The organism is Marininema halotolerans (genome assembly GCF_900116235.1).
Classification (GTDB): domain Bacteria; phylum Bacillota; class Bacilli; order Thermoactinomycetales; family DSM-45169; genus Marininema; species Marininema halotolerans.
This window is the reverse complement of the sequence record NZ_FPAA01000007.1, coordinates 69,728-86,808: the sequence shown is the minus strand read 5'-3', so window position 1 is coordinate 86,808 and position 17,081 is coordinate 69,728. Positions and strand designations below refer to the sequence as shown.

Here is a 17,081-nt window from a genome sequence, read left to right as displayed (position 1 = left end):
CATTTAGTTTTACATGATTCGATGAACTCTATGTGAACTCCCTTCTTTTGACCCCATTCCATGACACGAAAGGAAGCATAAATGGGTTACCTGCCCTTTTTTTCGGATCTCCACAAACGCCATTCCCATATGTACAACGAATGAATGGGATATAGGATGCGAAAAAGGAGAGGATGTTCCATGACCATTGATGTCGAGACAGTCCCTCCCCTATGGGGATTTAGAACAGTAGGGGCGGGCAATGTAAAAAAAGCGCAAAGAGTGAGAGCGTGGGCATGGTCTGCCCCGTATCAAGCTGGAACCATCGGGCTAGGAGCCACTCAAGCCGGCGCACCTTTAGGACCGGGTACCTACCATACCAACTACACGGTTAATAATCCAACTCCGCGACCGATTGCCATTGAAATTACCATCAATCGTGCTGGATCCCCCCTTGATGTCAGAAGCAACCAATTACGACGGAAACAAGTGAAGCGAGCCCAAGCTGAGCAACGGTTCGATCTCGTCCTTCCCGCTGGTCAAACCTATGCCTTTTCGGCGGATCCCGCTGGGGTAATCGTCCGCAATACGCGACCGAATGCCAAACAAGAACCAGCAGGATTTCAAAGAGGAAGTGTCGTTATCTATCAACCGAATGCCCAACCTTCCTTTCCTAATCTTAAAGTTACCGTGACCTATACGCGAACCACGGCCAATACGTAATGCTTACCCCATAGCGAAGAGACTACTTGATCCTTTTGGCTATTCATAAGCGATTCACGAATCGTGAACAATGCACCATTGGATCTATTAACCTTCCCAAATCAATCCCGCGCGCTTCTCCCATAAATGATAAAAACCCCCTATCCTCCAGATCACTGGAGGATAGGGGGTTTTTCTACTTATTTAATTTCAATTGCTGAAGCGACATTATTCCAATCCGATGCCATATTGGCAGTTTTACCATACCAATCGGAATGTCTGAAGTATACCCCTCGACCATAACCTTGGGTCGAAGTGTGCTCCCACAAGGTCGTGGAATAACTATTGGAGGAAGAAGCTGTGCTTAATGAGGAGATGCGGTCGTTCCAGGCAGAGGAGAGATTTGTAAAGCCACTCCGCCAATAGATGTATTGTCCTGATTTATTTTTGCCCTCATAAAAGTCCGTGCAACATGCGCCCGAACCCAGCATGGAGATGTTACGTTGTTGCTTCTTTTTGTCCTTTTCTGCAAACTGATTGGCTTTCTCTCGGCTTGTAAAACCATAGGCAAGCCAATCTCCGTTTTTATTCTGCTTGGGTAACACCATTGTTACTTGAATGCCATTGTCTTTGGAAAGCTGATTGACACGACTCTTTGCTGTTACCGTTTTCCCATCCACCTTCAGATAGTAAAACGATTGAATCGTATTTTCCTTCCCGGCTGCAAAGGAAGCAGGAGCCATTCCGCCTAACACAACCATCAATGCCAACACGGTCACAAGAATTTTTGTTTTCATCATTTCACTCCTATTTTTTAATTCTCTCTGCTGATTCCACTCGATCCATTCGTTGTCTGTTTTCGCATCTTTCCATTTACCGACTCATTGGTAGTCAGACTACCTACCCCGTACTCGCTCCATCGATGGGAAAGAAGTCATTTCTGGCAGGAAGGGCATCCCATCTTTCCTTGATCCAGGCTCGTTGGAGCGTACACACCCTGGGCGTTTTACAAAATACGTTGGTTGAGATTAGTCGCAAAAAAAAGCTTGTCCATAGAGACAACGAGAAATCTCCGGATCACAGGGCATCACGTGAGAACCGTTTGTTTGATACGATCAATTATTTTCCTTTGATAATCGCCTCCCTTCAACGTTCTTCTTCCGACAAGAGTTGTCACAAGAAGAAGAAACCCTCTTAATTTATCGAATTTTGTTGCATCCTTATTATACAATATTTTCTATATATTTTACAAGATGGTAAAAATTAATTTTTCGTGAGTCTAAACTTTCCCCATGTAAAAGAGCAGGTCTCTTGAGACCTGCTCTTTTATCGATAAGGACAATTCTTCTGGTTTCGCTATTGTTAAACTACCAAGGCGACTTGGTAACCCGCAAATTTCCTCACATTGAAAACCCCTGTATCGAAAATAAGATATTGCCCTTTGATCCCAATCAATTTCCCACTGATTTCAGGATGTTTGTCCAAGTTCCAGGCAGTGATTTTTTCGGGGGCGGATAGTTGCGGATAGGTAATCGCGTGCATTTCCCCCTCTGCAATTAAGTAAGGGTGAAAATGTTCCGGAACCTGTTCAAAAAGCTCTGCTCTCACCTGCGTCAAATCCCGCTCGGCAATTTCATTTTTCAACATCCGACGCCAGTTGGTTTTATCGGAGATATGTTGGGCAAGTTCCACTTCCAATTCACCCGCTAGTTTTCGACTCGGCACCTCTGCGATGGGTAACGCCTGAACTGCCCCTTGATCCACCCAGCGTTTAAACTGATTGGTTTTCCGAGTAATTCCCACCTTCACCTCACTGGATAGTGCTAAGTATACAATGTGCATTTGCATACAATGGGACTGACCAAAGTCTTCATCCCGGCATGTCCCTTGGTGAAAATGACACAGCTCAGGTTTAACAATACAAAGATCATTCTCTGCCAAATCTCGAAAACACGGATAACACGAACCTGAATTATATGTCTTTTTCACCTTCCTACCACAATGAATACAGTGAATCTCACCCTTAAATTCAATGCGTATCGTCTCCCCAACGAGGTCATTCAGTAATGCACGGTCTTCTCCTGTTCGAAAAAAATAGGAGACTGGGGACGTAAATTCATGGTACAGCGGTCGTAGACTACCCAATTGTTCCAACCCTCGTTCCTCCTCATCCACCTTCTCTTGCCCTCTATTGTAACAGAAGCTCGTAAACAGAGGAGAGGAAGAATGAAGGGCTGAAGCGATTGATAGCATAAAGCGGGAGGGGAGTCATCCCCATCGCCGAAATCCCCGAAAATGAAAGGGGCGTTCTGAGCCCCGTCGCCATCGCGCTAACGGCTCACGATAACGAATCAAGATCAATCCCCCTAAGATGAAAACCACTAAAATCACATAAAAACTAGGAAAAAGAACTAAAGAGAGCAGAAGCACGCCTCCCGTAGCAACCACCGCCGAAATTGAAAGGTAACGGGTTAATAACAAAACAGCCACATAAATGCCGATCCCTAAGATGAAGAGAAAAGGACTGAGGATAAGCAAGGCCCCCGCCGAAACAGCCATTCCTTTCCCGCCCCGAAAGCCCGTAAAAATAGGAAATAGATGTCCGGTTACAACCATTAGCGCAGCCATTGCAGCCCCCGACCAACCTAGAAACATTAAACCTAGCAGCGTGGCAATTGCACCTTTACTTATTTCAAGAAGCAACATCCATAAGGACTCCGAAAAATCCCGCGGTTGGTAAACGCCATCCGGGGGTGGCCATGCCCGAAATCCCTTGCCTCGCCATAAACTAACAAGAGGGAGTGATCCGGTTAGGTAGGCAGTCACGATGATCAACAAATATGTAGTCATCTTCAACGCTCCTTTACCGTTTCATTCGATCTTTAATGATCCCACCATTCTACACGCTCTTCCATCGGTAAACGATCACGCTCACGGGGTACCATCGCAGGGTAGCCTAGATAGATAAATCCTAGAAGCGTATCCCTTGCATCCAGACCAAAAAACGCCTTCATCTTGGGGTGATAAGTAGGCTTACCCGTACGCCATATCGCTCCAAGCCCCAGAGAATGGGCGGTGAGTAACGCATTTTGCACCCCTGCTGCCACCGCAGAAATTTCTTCGATTTCTTCCACTTTGGGATCCTTCGAAGGGCTCACCCCGACCGCAATAATGACGGGGGCACGAAGGGGCTTTTCCTTCACTCTCTCCAACTGATCCCATGCTTGTGCACGTTCCTTTTCATTCATTCCTTCTGCTTTGATCTCCTGTAACACGCTGCCGAGCCGCTGGCGGGCATCCCCTACCAACACATAGAATTGCCAGGGTTGTGTCATATGGTGATTAGGCGCCCAACGTGCCGCCTCTAACACCTTATCGATTAATCTTTTATCCGGCATTTCCGCGCTCACTTTTCCTACGCTACGCCGTGTTCGAATCGCTTCACTTACATCCACTCATCATCCACTCCCATCGATCATATCTGATTCGTATTGATTGCGTGGTGAACATCGAACATCCTGGGTACCCTAACATCAAGTCATGCGGGAGGAGGTGTCTCCATGGAGTTCTCCTTGATGAGTAAAAAAGGAGCCTATCCCTGCGAAGTGCGTGCCGATGAAGATCAGACCCAATTTTGGATTCGAAATGCCGATACGACCGGCGAATTTTTCAACACCAAATACGAGCTACTACAATGGATTCGCACTCATTGGCATCGAAACGAATTTATTCAACCCGAAGAATACGACCAACTGGTCAGCGCTCTTTCCCATGAAATGTAACCAAGTCGGGCCATCCCAGCCATAGGGGTGGCTTTTCTCATTGGGGATATCGACGAAGAACCAACAATAACACCACGACCATACCACAGTAACCAAAAAGCGGATAGACTTTCCCCACAAACACATGAAAACCGACTAATGAACACAGATAGCCCAATATAAAGATCAACGCCATCAGGCTTTGTGTGCGAAACGGTACCCGTTGCTCCAAATTCGCCGCCAATCCATACACATTCCCAATTAAGGTCGTGAAGATCTCTCCCCACATCACTGCAAGAAAGAACCACTTCATCCCTTGACCCAATGATTCAATGACCAGGGCCATGGGAATTTCCATGCCAAAAATCTCAGGTGATTCCAAGGCAAGTGCAAAGTTACTGGACAACAACATTAGCCCTAACCCCACACCCCCAAGGATACCACCAATCCGGAGGGTTTTTTCATCTTGAATTTCATTTCCCATGGGTACGAGAACTGCTTGGGACATTGCTAAGTTAAAGGCAACATAGGTTAATGCCGACATTCCCCAATGTCCTTGGTCAGCGATGGATACCATTTGCATAAATCCATCCAGACCCCCACTACGAAACCCTTGAACCCCTACTAATACGGTAAATAAAAACATCAACGGCACGACGAAGGCATTCACAGACAAGATGCCATCCATCCCACGCATAATGATGAAAAAAGCAATGAGCGACGTCGCAATCACACCCAGATGGAAGGAAAGCCCTAATTGTTCCTCAAATAATGCCCCGGTTCCCGACATCATCGCCGTTGTCACACCAAACAAGACGATCCCAACAAATACGTTCATCCAACGACCAAAACGATCTCCAAATAAATAGCGATTAAACTCTTCATAGGACTTGGCCCGCAGCCGTGATCCCATCACCATCATCCGAATCCCCAACCATGAAAATAAACTGGCAACCACTAAGATCGACCAGACACCCTCTGCACCAAAGCGTGTAAAAAAGTGCATGATCTCCTGCCCTGAAGCAAATCCTGCTCCCACGACCGTGCCGATATAAGCAAATCCGACACGAGAGGCTGTGTACCACCGTTCGTGAACAGCCACTAAAAACCCGCCTCCCCTCAACTCGTCCCGTAAGACAGTGTATGGGAGACGGGCTTTAGTTAGAACTGCCCTTGATTTCTACCCGGTCGAGGACGCTGAAAGGGTGATTGCGTCTGACCCCCTGGAATTCCTATTTGGCTACCTTGTTGATTGCCCTGTTGTCCTCCTTGTTGATTTCCTTGTTGATTGCCCTGTTGATTACCCCCTTGTTGCCCTCCTTGTTGGTTGCCTTGATTGCCCCCTTGTTGTTGATCACCACGATTGTCTCCCTGTTGATCTCCGGGGTTTACGGGGGGTTTATTCTCGGAAACCACCTTCACAGTGACCGTATTCGAAGGATCCGACTCCTCATTGGTCTTTTGATCGATTGCAATTACCCGGTACGTATAGACCCCTTCTTTTCCGCCGCGGAAGAAATTATCAAGGGGATTATTCCCCAGACGTATATCCGTATCGGTCCAGCTCCCATCCGAGGTTTGACCGACTTCATTCCAGTTGGATCCATCCGTCGTTCTTTCCACCCGATATACGAGCCGATCCGAGTAATCATTCCAATGCAGCTGGATGGAACGATCTTGTTTAAGGAATTGTCCCTTTAGGTCGACGGCTTTGAGTGTAAAGGGAGGTTCTGGCTCTTTCACCCCAGGATTCGTGAAATGACTCACCGGCTTCCCGCTTAAGGTGTCCGTCATGACTTCCTTAAAAATTTTCGCTGGGTATTCTCCACCGGTCAACTCCACCTTGCCATTTTCTTTGTTATACACCATGGCGGCCATCACATACTCCCTTGTATAGCCAACAAACCACGCCCGGCTACTATTTTGCGTCGTCCCCGTCTTCCCTGCCACATCCCGCCCATCCGAGAGCCTCGCATTTTTACCCGTTCCTTGTTTGACATTGTAATGCATCATGCGCGTGAGATAATAAGCCGTCTTTTTGGAGAACACCGTCTCACCTTCGGATAAATCGGTATCCGGCTTCCACTCCTGATTATGGGTGGTTATTTTTTTGATCGCATGAGCCTTCATCAACTTGCCCTCATTATCAAAAGCGGTATAGGCTTGGGCCATATCGACGGTACTGACTCCTTCGGTCAGTCCACCTAAAGCAATGGCCGCTGGTGCTTCTTTATCCTTACTCGTCAAAGGAAGGCCCATCTTCTCCCCGTATGCTATACCCGTATCCATGCCCACCTTTTCCGTCAATAGCCACGAGGTGGCAACATTTAAGGATTTCGCTAACACATCTTTGAGAGGAAGACTTCCATAGTATCGTTTTTGATAGTTCTTAGGCTCCCATGAGCCCACATGGTACCCCGGTGGATCTTGGACCGTGGAATACTCGTTGTATCCCTCTTCCTCCACGGCAGGAGCATACACCGTGATCGGCTTAATCGACGAGCCTGGCTGTCCTTTTTCTGTGGATCGAAGGACATACCCCCGCCCTAAGTACTCCCTACCGCCAGCAATCGCCGCCACTCCCCCCGTTTTAGGATCGACCATGGTGGCTCCTCCATCAAGCTCCTTGCGATTTTTAAAAAGGCTGTCCTTTTTAAAAGCACCCTCCATCGCCCTTTGCGCTTTCGCATCCAAATAGGAATACACTTGATATCCCCCAGTCGCAAGCTCTTCTTCTGGGATATCAAACCGCTTGGAAGCCTCAACCATAATATAGTGTTTATAGGCCTGATATCGATCTTCCTTAATGTATTTTTGTAAGTACTTGCGATTCACACCCAGATCCGTCTTTTGGTACTGGGTCATCTCTTTTTCTGAAAGGACGCCCTCTTGCGCCATCAACTTTAATACAAGGTTTCTCCGTTCCTTCGCTTGCTTCGGATTGCGATAGGGATCATAGGTAGAAGGCGCCTTTGGGAGCGCAGCGAGTAAGGCCGCCTCCTGAGGTTCCAATTTATCCTTCGTTAAATCTTTGCCAAAGTATATCTTTGCTGCCATTTGCACACCTTGTACATCATTACCAAGATAGATAAAGTTCAAATAGGCTTCTAGAATCTGCTCTTTGGTGTAATCTCGCTCCAAATTCCAAGCAACTGCTACTTCCTTTAATTTTCTTGTATACGTCTTTTCTGTATTCTCTAGGACGACATTCCGTGCGACCTGCATGGTGATTGTACCGCCACCTTCTGCGCGCCGCCCCTGGGAGAGATTTGCCACCATCGCTCTGGCGATAGCCTTAAAATCCACCCCATTATGGCTATAAAAACGTCGGTCTTCGACCGCGATAAAGGTATTCCCCAATAATTTACGCGACACAATATCTTGCATCTCCACATATTCCCGTTGTGTTGGACCTAACTTCGTCACTTCTTTCCCACTCTTATCATACAAGGTGGAAGCAAATTGAATTTCCTTCATCCGATCGAGGGGAAGGGATTTTGCCGTGAGCATCACCGCCGAACAACCACCTGCGATCAATAAAGCGGATGTTAATAACACCAGTAAAAACCATTTCTTATTAAACAGCCGCTTTCTTGGAACGGATGAACCTAGCCGTTCTGACCGGGACCCTGTCCGTCTCCCTTTCGTATCGGATGAATCATCGTCACCTTTATTCCACTCATCCATCTTAACCCCCTCCTTCTCTTGATCTTCACGATCACCCTCTTGGATCTATCTATATCTTGATCTTAAAACAATATTTGTCATTCATTTCAATTAGTCTTATCCTACTTTAATTCTCCATAAAAACCAAGTAGTCCCTTCCGAACGCAAAAAAAGACCGGCAACCGCCGGTCCAATCAACCTTCTATAAACTTATGGCCAAGGCCAACCATTGTCGTTCCCATTTCGATCATTACCGCCTTGATTACCGCGATCATTCCCATTTTCATTGCCATTTTGATCATTCGGCTGGTCGCCACCATTAACGTCTCCATCGGGGATGCTAATATCATTTCCTTGGCCACCGCGATCATTCCCTTGCTGATCCCCCCCTTGGGGTTGATCGCCGCCTTGGGGCTGTTGATCATTAGGTCCGGGTTCATCACTATGGCCCTTGGCCTTCACAGTAATGGTTACGGTGCCCGAGGGGGCTGCCTCTTTACTATCATCACCCTCTGCTTGTGTATCGACAGCAATCACTCGGTAATGATACTGCCTCTCCTCGGGGTCACCACTTCCCCAGAAATTATCCCATCCACTTCGCTTCTTAGGAATTTTAATGTTTCGATCCGTGAAGCCACCATCTTGGCTCTCTCCAATCGAGTTCCAATTACTGCCATCCTCTGAGCGTTCCACCCGATATTTGACGCGACCTTCTTTATCATAGTCCGTCCAATGGAGGTTAATGGCCTTCGCATTGGCATCGAAGGAGCCTGATAGGTCACCGACCTGTTTCAACTGGAACGGAGGAGTAGGCTCTTTCACACCTGCTGGCTTCTGGAAGTGCGCAACAGGCTTACCTTCTTCCGCAGCGGTCATCACTTCTTTCCAAATCGGAGCCGCATACCTACCCCCACTTAGATCCGTGGGTGTTTCTTTATCCTTAAATACCGTAACCGCCGCTACGTAATCCGTCGTATAGCCCACAAACCAACATTCTTTACTATTTTGTGTCGTCCCGGTTTTCCCTGCAACATCCCGTCCATCATCCATTTTTGCATTGACCCCGGTACCGGATTGAACCGCATTTTTCAACATGCGCGTCATGTAATAGGAGGTCTTTGGATCAAAGACTTGTTTATGCTTCACAATCCGTTTATCAGGCTGAACCACTTGACCCTCGCGATTAATCAACTTAACAACCGCATGGGCATCGCTGTTCTTCCCATTGTTGGCTAAGGAGGAATATGCTTGGGCCATCTCTACCGTGGTTGTCCCCTTGGTTAATCCACCCAACGCAAGAGCAGCGGGATATCGTTTATCCTTCTCCTCTAAGGTGATCCCTGCCTTTTCCGCATAGTTGGCAGCGGCACTCGTGGTCACATACTTATCCAACAGCCACACCGTCGAGGCATTGAGGGATAAAGAGACCGTCTTTTGCATCGGAATCTCACCATAGTATCGTCTGGACTCATTGCGCGGGGTCCAGCTACCAATGGTGATCTTCTCATCCTTTACCCTGGAGTATTCATTGAAATTATGGTCTTTGACGGCAGGACCAAAGACGGTAATCGGTTTAATCGAGGACCCCGGTTGCACTCGTTGGGTCGCCCGGTTTAAGTTGCCGGTGATATAGTTTCGTCCTCCGCCAATGGCCACCACTTCACCATTTTTCCGATCCATGAGGGTCATACCCGAGTCGAGGTTTTTATCCACAGCACCCGCCCGGGTCTTAAAATGGTTTTCATCCTTTAACGCTTGTTCTGCGGCCAACTGTGCTTTGGGATTGAGGGCGGTTTTAATTTTATACCCACCATTCACCAATTCTTCAGTGGATTTGTTCCCGTAACGTTCCTTCAGTTCACTCAGCACATAATCGCGATAAGCCGCGTATTTCCCGCGTTTAAGGTGTTTCGCCAGGTATTCTTTATCGACGCCAAGACCGGTTTTCTTTGCTTTGTCCGCTTCTTCCTGGGTGATGATTTGCCCGCCAGGGGTATGTTCTGCCATCTTGTTTAAGACGGTATTTCGCCGCATCGTTGCTTCTTTCGGATTGGAATAGGGATTATAGCCATAGGGCGCCTTTGGCAGTCCGGCCAGCATGGCGATCTCCTGGGGCTCCAATTTTTCCTTTGTGATATCCTTATCAAAGTAAATCTTTGCCGCCATTTTGATCCCGCGGACATTGTTCCCCAATTCAATATAGTTCAGGTATTTTTCTAGAATCTCTTCCTTGGAGGATCTACGCTCCAAGTCCATGGCCACAGCCATCTCACTTAATTTCCGGGAATAGGTTTTCTCGGAATCTTTCAGTACGATATTCCGGGCCACCTGCATCGTAATCGTACTTGCCCCTTCGGCTTTTCCGAAGGACATAATGTTTCGCACGACTGCCCTTCCTAAACCACGAAAATCGACCCCATTGTGTTGATAGAATCGTTCATCCTCAACCGCCACAAAGGTTTTTGCCAATTCTGGCGACTTAATATCCTTTAGCTCCACATACTCTCGATTAGAACCGCCCAATTGAATGACCGGTTTGTTATCCTTATCATAGATATAAGAAGACGTTGCCATCGCTTTAGCCGCGTCATCAATGGAATAGGACTTTGCTGTAAAAAATACCGCCGAGCATCCGCCAATAACAAGCAGGACACTGGTTAATAGCACTAAGAGAATCCACTTTTTATTGAAAAAACGGAATCGTTTTTTATTACCACCGCCGCCACCACTTCCATTTCCAACACGACGGCCAGACCTTCCACCACCAAAATCTCCTCGGCTACTACGCGATCCGAGTGATTGAGTGGTAGAACGCCCATTCCCACGAGAACGAGAGGGAAGCGATCCGCGTTCCATCCGGTTACTCTCCATTATAAAAACCCCCTGGAATTCCTTTGATCATCCGTGCAAAAAAACACGCTGTACCGTATCCAAAAATCATCGACCATCCCAGTGAATCAACTTCACTCACAACTCTTTCAGGCAATATAGCATAATAAAAGCATTCTCTCTATATCAAAAATTGGAAATCATAGCTAAAATGGCGATTGACCTTCATCCCATCTCCTTCACTTCTAGATATGGTATAGTGGGAGCGAGGTGATTGTCATGAACGTAAAAGCGGCTGTGTTTGCCTGCCGTTTCACTGGAATACTTGGAGTTCTCGCATCCTTTTTCATGTGGAAAATATACGGTCCCGCCGGTTTTCTCCTGGGACTGGTTCTCTCATCCTTATGGTTCATCTTAGGCGCATGGATTCGTCGCCAGGGTGGGGATCCGCAAGCAAATTAAACCTCACCCTACATTATAACGTAATTCGACATTTTTTGTTGCCTTTGTTTTTATAAGAAAAACGCCGTCATAGATGAATGACGGCGTTTTTCTTATAAAGCCATGCTTATTTATCGATTTGAAAACCACGATTATCGAACCCACCTGTCACAGGGATAACCGCCCCCGTGATAAAATCGGAATCCTTATGGATAAGAAAACGAATCACGCGGGCAAGATCCTCTCCCGTACCTGGTCGGCCAACTGGATTCTTTGCATCCAGCTTCCCTCGCGCGTCCTTGATCTTCGCTTCTTTGAAGGGATGACGAATATCCCCTGGACACACCATATTTACCGTAATGCCATAGGGTGCCTCTTCCTGTGCCAAGCTACGCGTCAATGAAGTCACCCCTACCTTTGCCGCGCCATAGGCAGAAAAGCCTGGCCATGCGGGTGCCGTCTCAACTTCTGGAAAACCAAAGGTGATAATCCGCCCCCACCCCTGCTCCCTCATCCTGGGAATCACCCCTCGACAGCTATAAAATACACTGGAGAGATTCCCGTCTATCATCTCCCGCCACTCCTCATCGGTAAGATCAACGGTAGAAATGTGTCGAAAAAGGAAGGGTCCTGCCGTACATATCAATACATCCAAACGACCCCAGCGCTGATGCGCTTCCTTCACCATCGCTTTGACAGCGAGAGGATCCGATACATCTCCTTGGATCGCGACTGCTTCACGACCCATATTGCGGATCGTCTCTACCAAGGCTTCCGCTTGTTTTTGACTCCGGCGATAATTGACGAGAACATGGTATCCTGCTGCGGCTAGTTCCTTTGCAACTTGTACTCCTAAGCCGGTGGCGCCGCCTGTTATCCATGCAACTTTTTCAGACATGCTCTCCCTCCAATCCATGGAACATACGACAACATTCTGATTAGGTACAAACGATGACCTTTCACCGAACCTACTCCCATCGATCCAACTCCACAAGCAATGTAGCCATATCCTCTGGTAATGGGGCATCCACCGTGAGCCTCTCTTCACTACGCGGGTGGATGAGGGATAGAAAACCGGCATGGAGCGCTTGACGACTCATCCCCATCTCCCCCCTTCTTCCCCCATACATTTCATCCCCGATTATCGGATAGCCCATGTGTTCAAGATGAACCCGTATTTGATGAGTCCGTCCCGTTTCCAGGGAGAGGTGCAACAGGGTTGCATTGTTCCATTGACGCAATCGGCGAAAGTGGGTCACCGCATGCGCCCCGTCCACAGCAACCTCCCGAATAATGGAGATATCGGATTGGCGACGGATTGGCGCATCGATCACACCTTCCTCTTCCGCTACTTTGCCATGAACGAATGCAAAATACTCCCGTTGATATCGACGTCGTGCCATTTGCTTAGAAAGATAAGCGTGAGCATGGGCGTGTTTGGCAAACAGAATCAGCCCTGAAGTGTCTTTATCTAACCGCGTGACGGGACGTATCAGGTGAAATTCTTCTTTCTCTAACCAGTAGTGGGCCAAGCCATTTGCCAATGTCCCTTCTGGATGGCCCTTCGTTGGGTGAACGACGATTCCTGCGGGTTTATCAAGGATAATCACATCCTGATCTTCATGCTTCACCACCAATGGAATCGGTTCCGGCGCGATCCCCTCCCCTTCATCCATCGGCAAGACCACTTCGATTACATCCCCTGCAGCGATGCGTGAGGTTAAATACACCCGCTCCCCATTGACCGTCACACCTTGATGATTTCGCAATCGTCGAAACATCCGCCGGGAAAATCGAAACCGATTACTCAATACTTGACGTACCATTTTCCCTGCTTCCTCTTCGTCGACATGATGATAAAACTCTACTCTCTCCTGACCAACCATCCAGCGTGCCTCCTCATTCCTTACCCCTTCATCCGCAACAGTATATCACGACCTCCCTTCACACAAAAAATCCCGCATGGAATGCGGGATCAATCGAGGTTTCCTTAATACATCACACCGGTTCGAGAATGCGTCCGAGCAAATTCCCTTGGACTCGGATCAAAGTATTTTGTAGTATACCGTTGAACAAACTGATCCGATCCATTGATATAACCTGCTCCCCATGTAGGGTCCATCGTAATCCAACTTCCCTTCACTTTTACTTCCACCCATGCATGTCGGTTTCCCTCAGCCATCCCCTCGATAAAACGGGACTCAATATCGATCGAGCGAAGAAGCGCAATCGCTAAAAAGGAGTAATCCTGACACACCCCATCCTTTTCATGCAGGGTCTTTAGCGCACTATCGTCATATTCAAAAGCATCATGCTTAAATTTTGCAACATCATAGCGAATATTTTTCGAAACATATTGGTAGATCGCAAACACCTTTGCTCGATCCCCTTGTTTATTTCGAGTAAGTTCCTCCGCCAGGGAACGGATCGTTCCATTATCGGATTGAATTCCCCGCGAGGGTAACAAATTTCGTAGATCTTGATCTTCTGTATTCGTTACATGAAAACGAGCAACCCCAAAGAATCGAAAGTAATCCCGCTGAACGTTGGTGATTTCAGGAACATTCACCGTGACTTCATAATCCCCTTTACCAAATCGTAGCCAAAAGGTATCGTTAAAGCGTCCGTCCTTTACCGGAATAAAATACGTCGCTTCTTGATCCCCTTTCTTTGTTTGTACAATGAGGTGCTTGGTTTCTTTTGCAAAGGGGGCTTCTGGATCAATATGTCCTTTAATCTGATATTTCATCTTGCCCGATCCACCACTTACCAAGGGGGCTTCTAACTTGACACCCCGTTCGTCGTAATGTTTAAAGTATTGAATCGGTTCTTGTTTGACATCCAGTTGGTTATCCACCCACATGGAAACCGCTTCATTGTAATACTCTGACCGATCCTTATCTTGGGAGAGCACCGTGATCTTATGAATGCCTCTTCCATAAAACAGCGGAACTTCACTGGTAAACGTTCCATCCTTTACAGGAATCAAGTGTTGCCAACGTTGTCCATCTTTCTCCAAGCGAATCATCACACGATTGCCACTTGGCTGACGGATTTTTCCCTTTAATTCAAATCGTTTCTTCTTTTTTACCAAGCCAGAACGAGGCTCCTCCACCGTAAGTCCAATCTTGGTTCCGATCCGTGTATAGGCGAGGTCCCTTTTTTTCAATGGGTTCACATTGATGACTTCAAACTGAGCCAGATCGTAAAAGCGATCCTCTCGTTCCTTCCCAGGCAAACGAACGGTTACCTGATAACTTCCTGTACCTGCAAACAATTGTACCTGTTGGGAGAAATGGCCCTTCTTTAATCGCGCATAATAGGAAAATTTTCGTTCGTCTCTATTGCCATCTGCCCCTACTTTCTCTACCTCGATCCATGCGACATTGGATCGGAAGTCTGCGTGTTTCGTTGCAGATCCTTTTACTAACACGCTTGAGTTCGCTGCAAATTTTCGATATTGTGGAGCACTGATTTTTCCGCCAACTTCCCGTGCATAGGGCTCTAATTTTAGAGGTTCTAAATCCAATTGGTCATTCTTCTTTTGAGCAAGTGCATCATATTTACTAAGATGCTGCTTGGTATCCGTATCCAATGCGGTAGTTATGTTACACCCTGAGCTAAAGACCAGCAGGAGAGTCATGAGCAAGACACTCCAACGACCGGTTCGTATGTTCATATTCGCCTCCGATTCAACATGATTATTCTCATTATATAAAATGCTTGTGTGAAAACACAGCCCCTTCCATAGAAGACCCCTCTATCAAGCATAATATTCCTCACAACAAAAAAAAGAAGGGTACCGTTTCTCGAACGCATCGAGAAAGGATACCCTCTATCATAGAAAGACCAAGACCGTTAAAAGTTACAAGAGGAGATTCCACTTGTCAGACACACAAACCCTGATCCTGAAGAAAGATTCGGAGGAATAAACCTCTTGTGACGCCCTTTCCCCAGGAGAGTAGTTCTTAGGTACAGCTTAATAATACAACAGAAAAGCTCTTTCGTGTTTTTAAAAATTCGACAGCATTCGACAAGTTAAACCCCTATTTCAAGCCCTTTTCACCCTAGGCAAAACAAAAGTTTTAAAATCTCTTTCGATTCCCTTATTGACAGACTGTTTGCAACCGGTAACATAATGAGTGGTACATCTTTAGCAAAAAGGGATAGTACTTTTGTCATAATTGTTAGTTAATTCATTCGAAAATTTAGTTCTATCACCTCTTCTTGCTCGTGATAGATCGAACTGGGGGGATTCTTATCGGTTTAGGAGCTAATATAAGGCGTCAGCGCAAGGGGCTTGGTATGACACAAGCAGAGCTGGCAGAAGGGATCATCTCTGTTCCCTACCTTAGCCTGATCGAAAATGAAAAGGCCCATCCCCGCCCGGACATCATTCAGCCCCTGGCAAAACGACTCCAATCGACTGTCCAACATTTAATGGGGGTCACTGATAGGGAAACTCTCCGTGAAGCAGAGTATTTACTTAACCGGATTCATCGCTCGTTGTTGTCCCAAGGCGCGGAACATGCCTTGAAAGAACTGGATGGTTTAAAAAACCTTGCACAGCAGGTCAATGATTCAAATCTATTGATTCAAATCGATCTCCTTGAGATCAATTGTTACATCCATCAAATGAACGATTCACTATTTAACAAGAAAATGGACGATTTTGAAGATCGCTGGGAATTGTCTGAGATTGACCCTAACCTTCTCGTTCGTTATATTCGGCTAAAAGGGAATACCCACCTTTTTAGGGATCGCTACCAAGAAGCTCTTGCCCATTATAAAGAGGCAGAGACGCATATTCAAAACGTCACAAATGATGTCGACAAAGCGTACTTATACGGAGAAATGAGTAAGGTCTATCTCCATTTATCAAACTATCCTTTTTGTATTCTCTATGCAGAACGATCCATCGAACTGCTTGTGAAAAATGACCGGTGGTTGGAGATGTGTCATCAACTGAATGTTTTGGGCACATGTCACAGCAGAAGTGGAGATTTTAAACAAGCTCTCAACTGCTTTGAACGTGTTTTACGCCTAGCCGATCAATTCTCCATGTCTCAACTTTTATTTTCTTATACGTATCATGAGATGGGCTGCTGTTACATGCGTCTTGATGAAACGGATCAAGCAATCTATTACCTCACGCGTTCACTAGAAATGATTGAACCCTACCAGGTAAATGATTGGGAAATTGGCCGCATTCATCAAGCCTTATGCCAAACATACCTAAGCAATGGATTGATGGATCTGGCCCGCCAACATATTGACCAAGCGATTCTTCATCTGCAAACACGCAAAAAACGCCTCGCCGAATGTATGATTTTTTCGGGGCAAATTGAATATCACACGGGACGTATCCCCGAGTTTTTACAGCAATATAAAGAAGCGATCTGCCTTTTTCGCCAAGTAAAAGCCACGGAACAGTTGGCTCACGCTTGTCATACACTGGGTCGTTTTTATCTGGAGAACGGAAACAAAGATGAAGCGATTCATTACTTTCATCAAGCCTCTGAAAGTTACTATGCCATCATACCATCCATTAGCATCCCAGTAGAATTACCGACTAAGCCCATAGCGAATGGGGATCAACCCTCCCCCCTCGAATAATCACTCACCCTGAGTAACTTCGTATATCGGCTTCACTTGGCGCGCAATTTCCATTTTTTCATAATGGAGTCACTTTATGTAGATTCT

14 protein-coding genes are annotated in these 17,081 nt (G+C 46.7%); 4 read left to right on the top strand and 10 right to left on the bottom strand.

What is annotated here, in order from left to right; genetic code table 11:
* The first annotated feature begins 180 nt into the window (after positions 1–180).
* Positions 181–702 (top strand): hypothetical protein, encoded by a 522-nt coding sequence (locus CHX35_RS10370; protein WP_091837230.1) that lies wholly within the window; start codon positions 181–183, stop codon positions 700–702.
* A 179-nt stretch (positions 703–881) separates the two neighbouring features.
* Here CHX35_RS10370 and CHX35_RS10365 read toward each other — a convergent pair whose 3' ends face one another.
* The 4 genes from CHX35_RS10365 to CHX35_RS10350 form a co-directional block, all read right to left on the bottom strand.
* Positions 882–1,481, bottom strand: coding sequence for a hypothetical protein (locus tag CHX35_RS10365; RefSeq protein ID WP_091837228.1), 600 nt, complete (start codon positions 1,479–1,481; stop codon positions 882–884).
* Between the two features lie 562 nt (positions 1,482–2,043).
* Complete coding sequence (locus CHX35_RS10360; protein WP_245838756.1) at positions 2,044–2,835, bottom strand: DUF2797 domain-containing protein; 792 nt, start codon at positions 2,833–2,835, stop codon at positions 2,044–2,046.
* A 114-nt stretch (positions 2,836–2,949) separates the two neighbouring features.
* The gene (locus CHX35_RS10355; protein ID WP_091837224.1) at positions 2,950–3,531 is read right to left on the bottom strand and encodes a glycerol-3-phosphate acyltransferase; all 582 of its coding nucleotides are present in this window, start codon (positions 3,529–3,531) and stop codon (positions 2,950–2,952) included.
* A gap of 32 nt (positions 3,532–3,563) precedes the next feature.
* Entirely contained in the window at positions 3,564–4,136 is a 573-nt protein-coding gene (locus CHX35_RS10350) for a nitroreductase family protein (RefSeq protein ID WP_091837222.1), read from the bottom strand.
* Positions 4,137–4,241: 105 nt separating this feature from the next.
* Here CHX35_RS10350 and CHX35_RS10345 point away from each other — a divergent pair, with 105 nt between their 5' ends.
* The gene (locus tag CHX35_RS10345; RefSeq protein WP_091837220.1) at positions 4,242–4,463 is read left to right on the top strand and encodes a hypothetical protein; all 222 of its coding nucleotides are present in this window, start codon (positions 4,242–4,244) and stop codon (positions 4,461–4,463) included.
* Positions 4,464–4,500: 37 nt separating this feature from the next.
* Here the strand turns inward: CHX35_RS10345 and CHX35_RS10340 are convergent, their stop codons facing one another.
* The 3 genes from CHX35_RS10340 to CHX35_RS10330 form a co-directional block, all read right to left on the bottom strand.
* Entirely contained in the window at positions 4,501–5,544 is a 1,044-nt protein-coding gene (locus CHX35_RS10340) for a YkvI family membrane protein (protein WP_091837218.1), read from the bottom strand.
* Between the two features lie 59 nt (positions 5,545–5,603).
* Positions 5,604–8,129 (bottom strand): transglycosylase domain-containing protein, encoded by a 2,526-nt coding sequence (locus CHX35_RS10335; protein WP_091837217.1) that lies wholly within the window; start codon positions 8,127–8,129, stop codon positions 5,604–5,606.
* 189 nt (positions 8,130–8,318) lie between these two features.
* A complete protein-coding gene (locus CHX35_RS10330) occupies positions 8,319–10,979 on the bottom strand; it encodes a transglycosylase domain-containing protein (protein ID WP_091837215.1) in 2,661 nt (886 codons plus the stop codon).
* A gap of 237 nt (positions 10,980–11,216) precedes the next feature.
* On the opposite strand from CHX35_RS10330, the gene CHX35_RS10325 reads away from it, so the two are divergent.
* On the top strand, positions 11,217–11,399 hold the full coding sequence (locus CHX35_RS10325; RefSeq protein ID WP_091837213.1) for a hypothetical protein: 183 nt from the start codon (positions 11,217–11,219) through the stop codon (positions 11,397–11,399).
* Positions 11,400–11,505: 106 nt separating this feature from the next.
* On the opposite strand, the gene CHX35_RS10320 is transcribed toward CHX35_RS10325, so the two are convergent.
* The 3 genes from CHX35_RS10320 to CHX35_RS10310 form a co-directional block, all read right to left on the bottom strand.
* On the bottom strand, positions 11,506–12,276 hold the full coding sequence (locus CHX35_RS10320; RefSeq protein WP_091837211.1) for an SDR family oxidoreductase: 771 nt from the start codon (positions 12,274–12,276) through the stop codon (positions 11,506–11,508).
* 70 nt (positions 12,277–12,346) lie between these two features.
* Positions 12,347–13,264 carry an RluA family pseudouridine synthase gene (locus tag CHX35_RS10315; protein WP_091837209.1) on the bottom strand — a complete coding sequence of 306 codons (918 nt, stop codon included), beginning with the start codon at positions 13,262–13,264 and terminating at the stop codon, positions 12,347–12,349.
* Positions 13,265–13,368: 104 nt separating this feature from the next.
* Positions 13,369–15,057 (bottom strand): transglutaminase domain-containing protein, encoded by a 1,689-nt coding sequence (locus CHX35_RS10310; RefSeq protein WP_091837208.1) that lies wholly within the window; start codon positions 15,055–15,057, stop codon positions 13,369–13,371.
* Positions 15,058–15,611: 554 nt separating this feature from the next.
* Here CHX35_RS10310 and CHX35_RS10305 point away from each other — a divergent pair.
* Positions 15,612–16,994, top strand: coding sequence for a tetratricopeptide repeat protein (locus CHX35_RS10305; protein ID WP_281252078.1), 1,383 nt, complete (start codon positions 15,612–15,614; stop codon positions 16,992–16,994).
* Positions 16,995–17,081 lie beyond the last annotated feature (87 nt).

What these genes read in the sequence shown, in the direction of transcription:
- CHX35_RS10370 (WP_091837230.1), top strand. Translation starts at nt 181, where the DNA reads ATGACCATTGATGTCGAGACAGTCCCTCCCCTATGGGGATTTAGAACA.
- CHX35_RS10365 (WP_091837228.1), bottom strand. Translation starts at nt 1,481, where the DNA reads ATGATGAAAACAAAAATTCTTGTGACCGTGTTGGCATTGATGGTTGTG.
- CHX35_RS10355 (WP_091837224.1), bottom strand. Translation starts at nt 3,531, where the DNA reads ATGACTACATATTTGTTGATCATCGTGACTGCCTACCTAACCGGATCA.
- CHX35_RS10345 (WP_091837220.1), top strand. Translation starts at nt 4,242, where the DNA reads ATGGAGTTCTCCTTGATGAGTAAAAAAGGAGCCTATCCCTGCGAAGTG.
- CHX35_RS10335 (WP_091837217.1), bottom strand. Translation starts at nt 8,129, where the DNA reads ATGGATGAGTGGAATAAAGGTGACGATGATTCATCCGATACGAAAGGG.
- CHX35_RS10330 (WP_091837215.1), bottom strand. Translation starts at nt 10,979, where the DNA reads ATGGAGAGTAACCGGATGGAACGCGGATCGCTTCCCTCTCGTTCTCGT.
- CHX35_RS10325 (WP_091837213.1), top strand. Translation starts at nt 11,217, where the DNA reads ATGAACGTAAAAGCGGCTGTGTTTGCCTGCCGTTTCACTGGAATACTT.
- CHX35_RS10320 (WP_091837211.1), bottom strand. Translation starts at nt 12,276, where the DNA reads ATGTCTGAAAAAGTTGCATGGATAACAGGCGGCGCCACCGGCTTAGGA.
- CHX35_RS10315 (WP_091837209.1), bottom strand. Translation starts at nt 13,264, where the DNA reads ATGGTTGGTCAGGAGAGAGTAGAGTTTTATCATCATGTCGACGAAGAG.
- CHX35_RS10310 (WP_091837208.1), bottom strand. Translation starts at nt 15,057, where the DNA reads ATGAACATACGAACCGGTCGTTGGAGTGTCTTGCTCATGACTCTCCTG.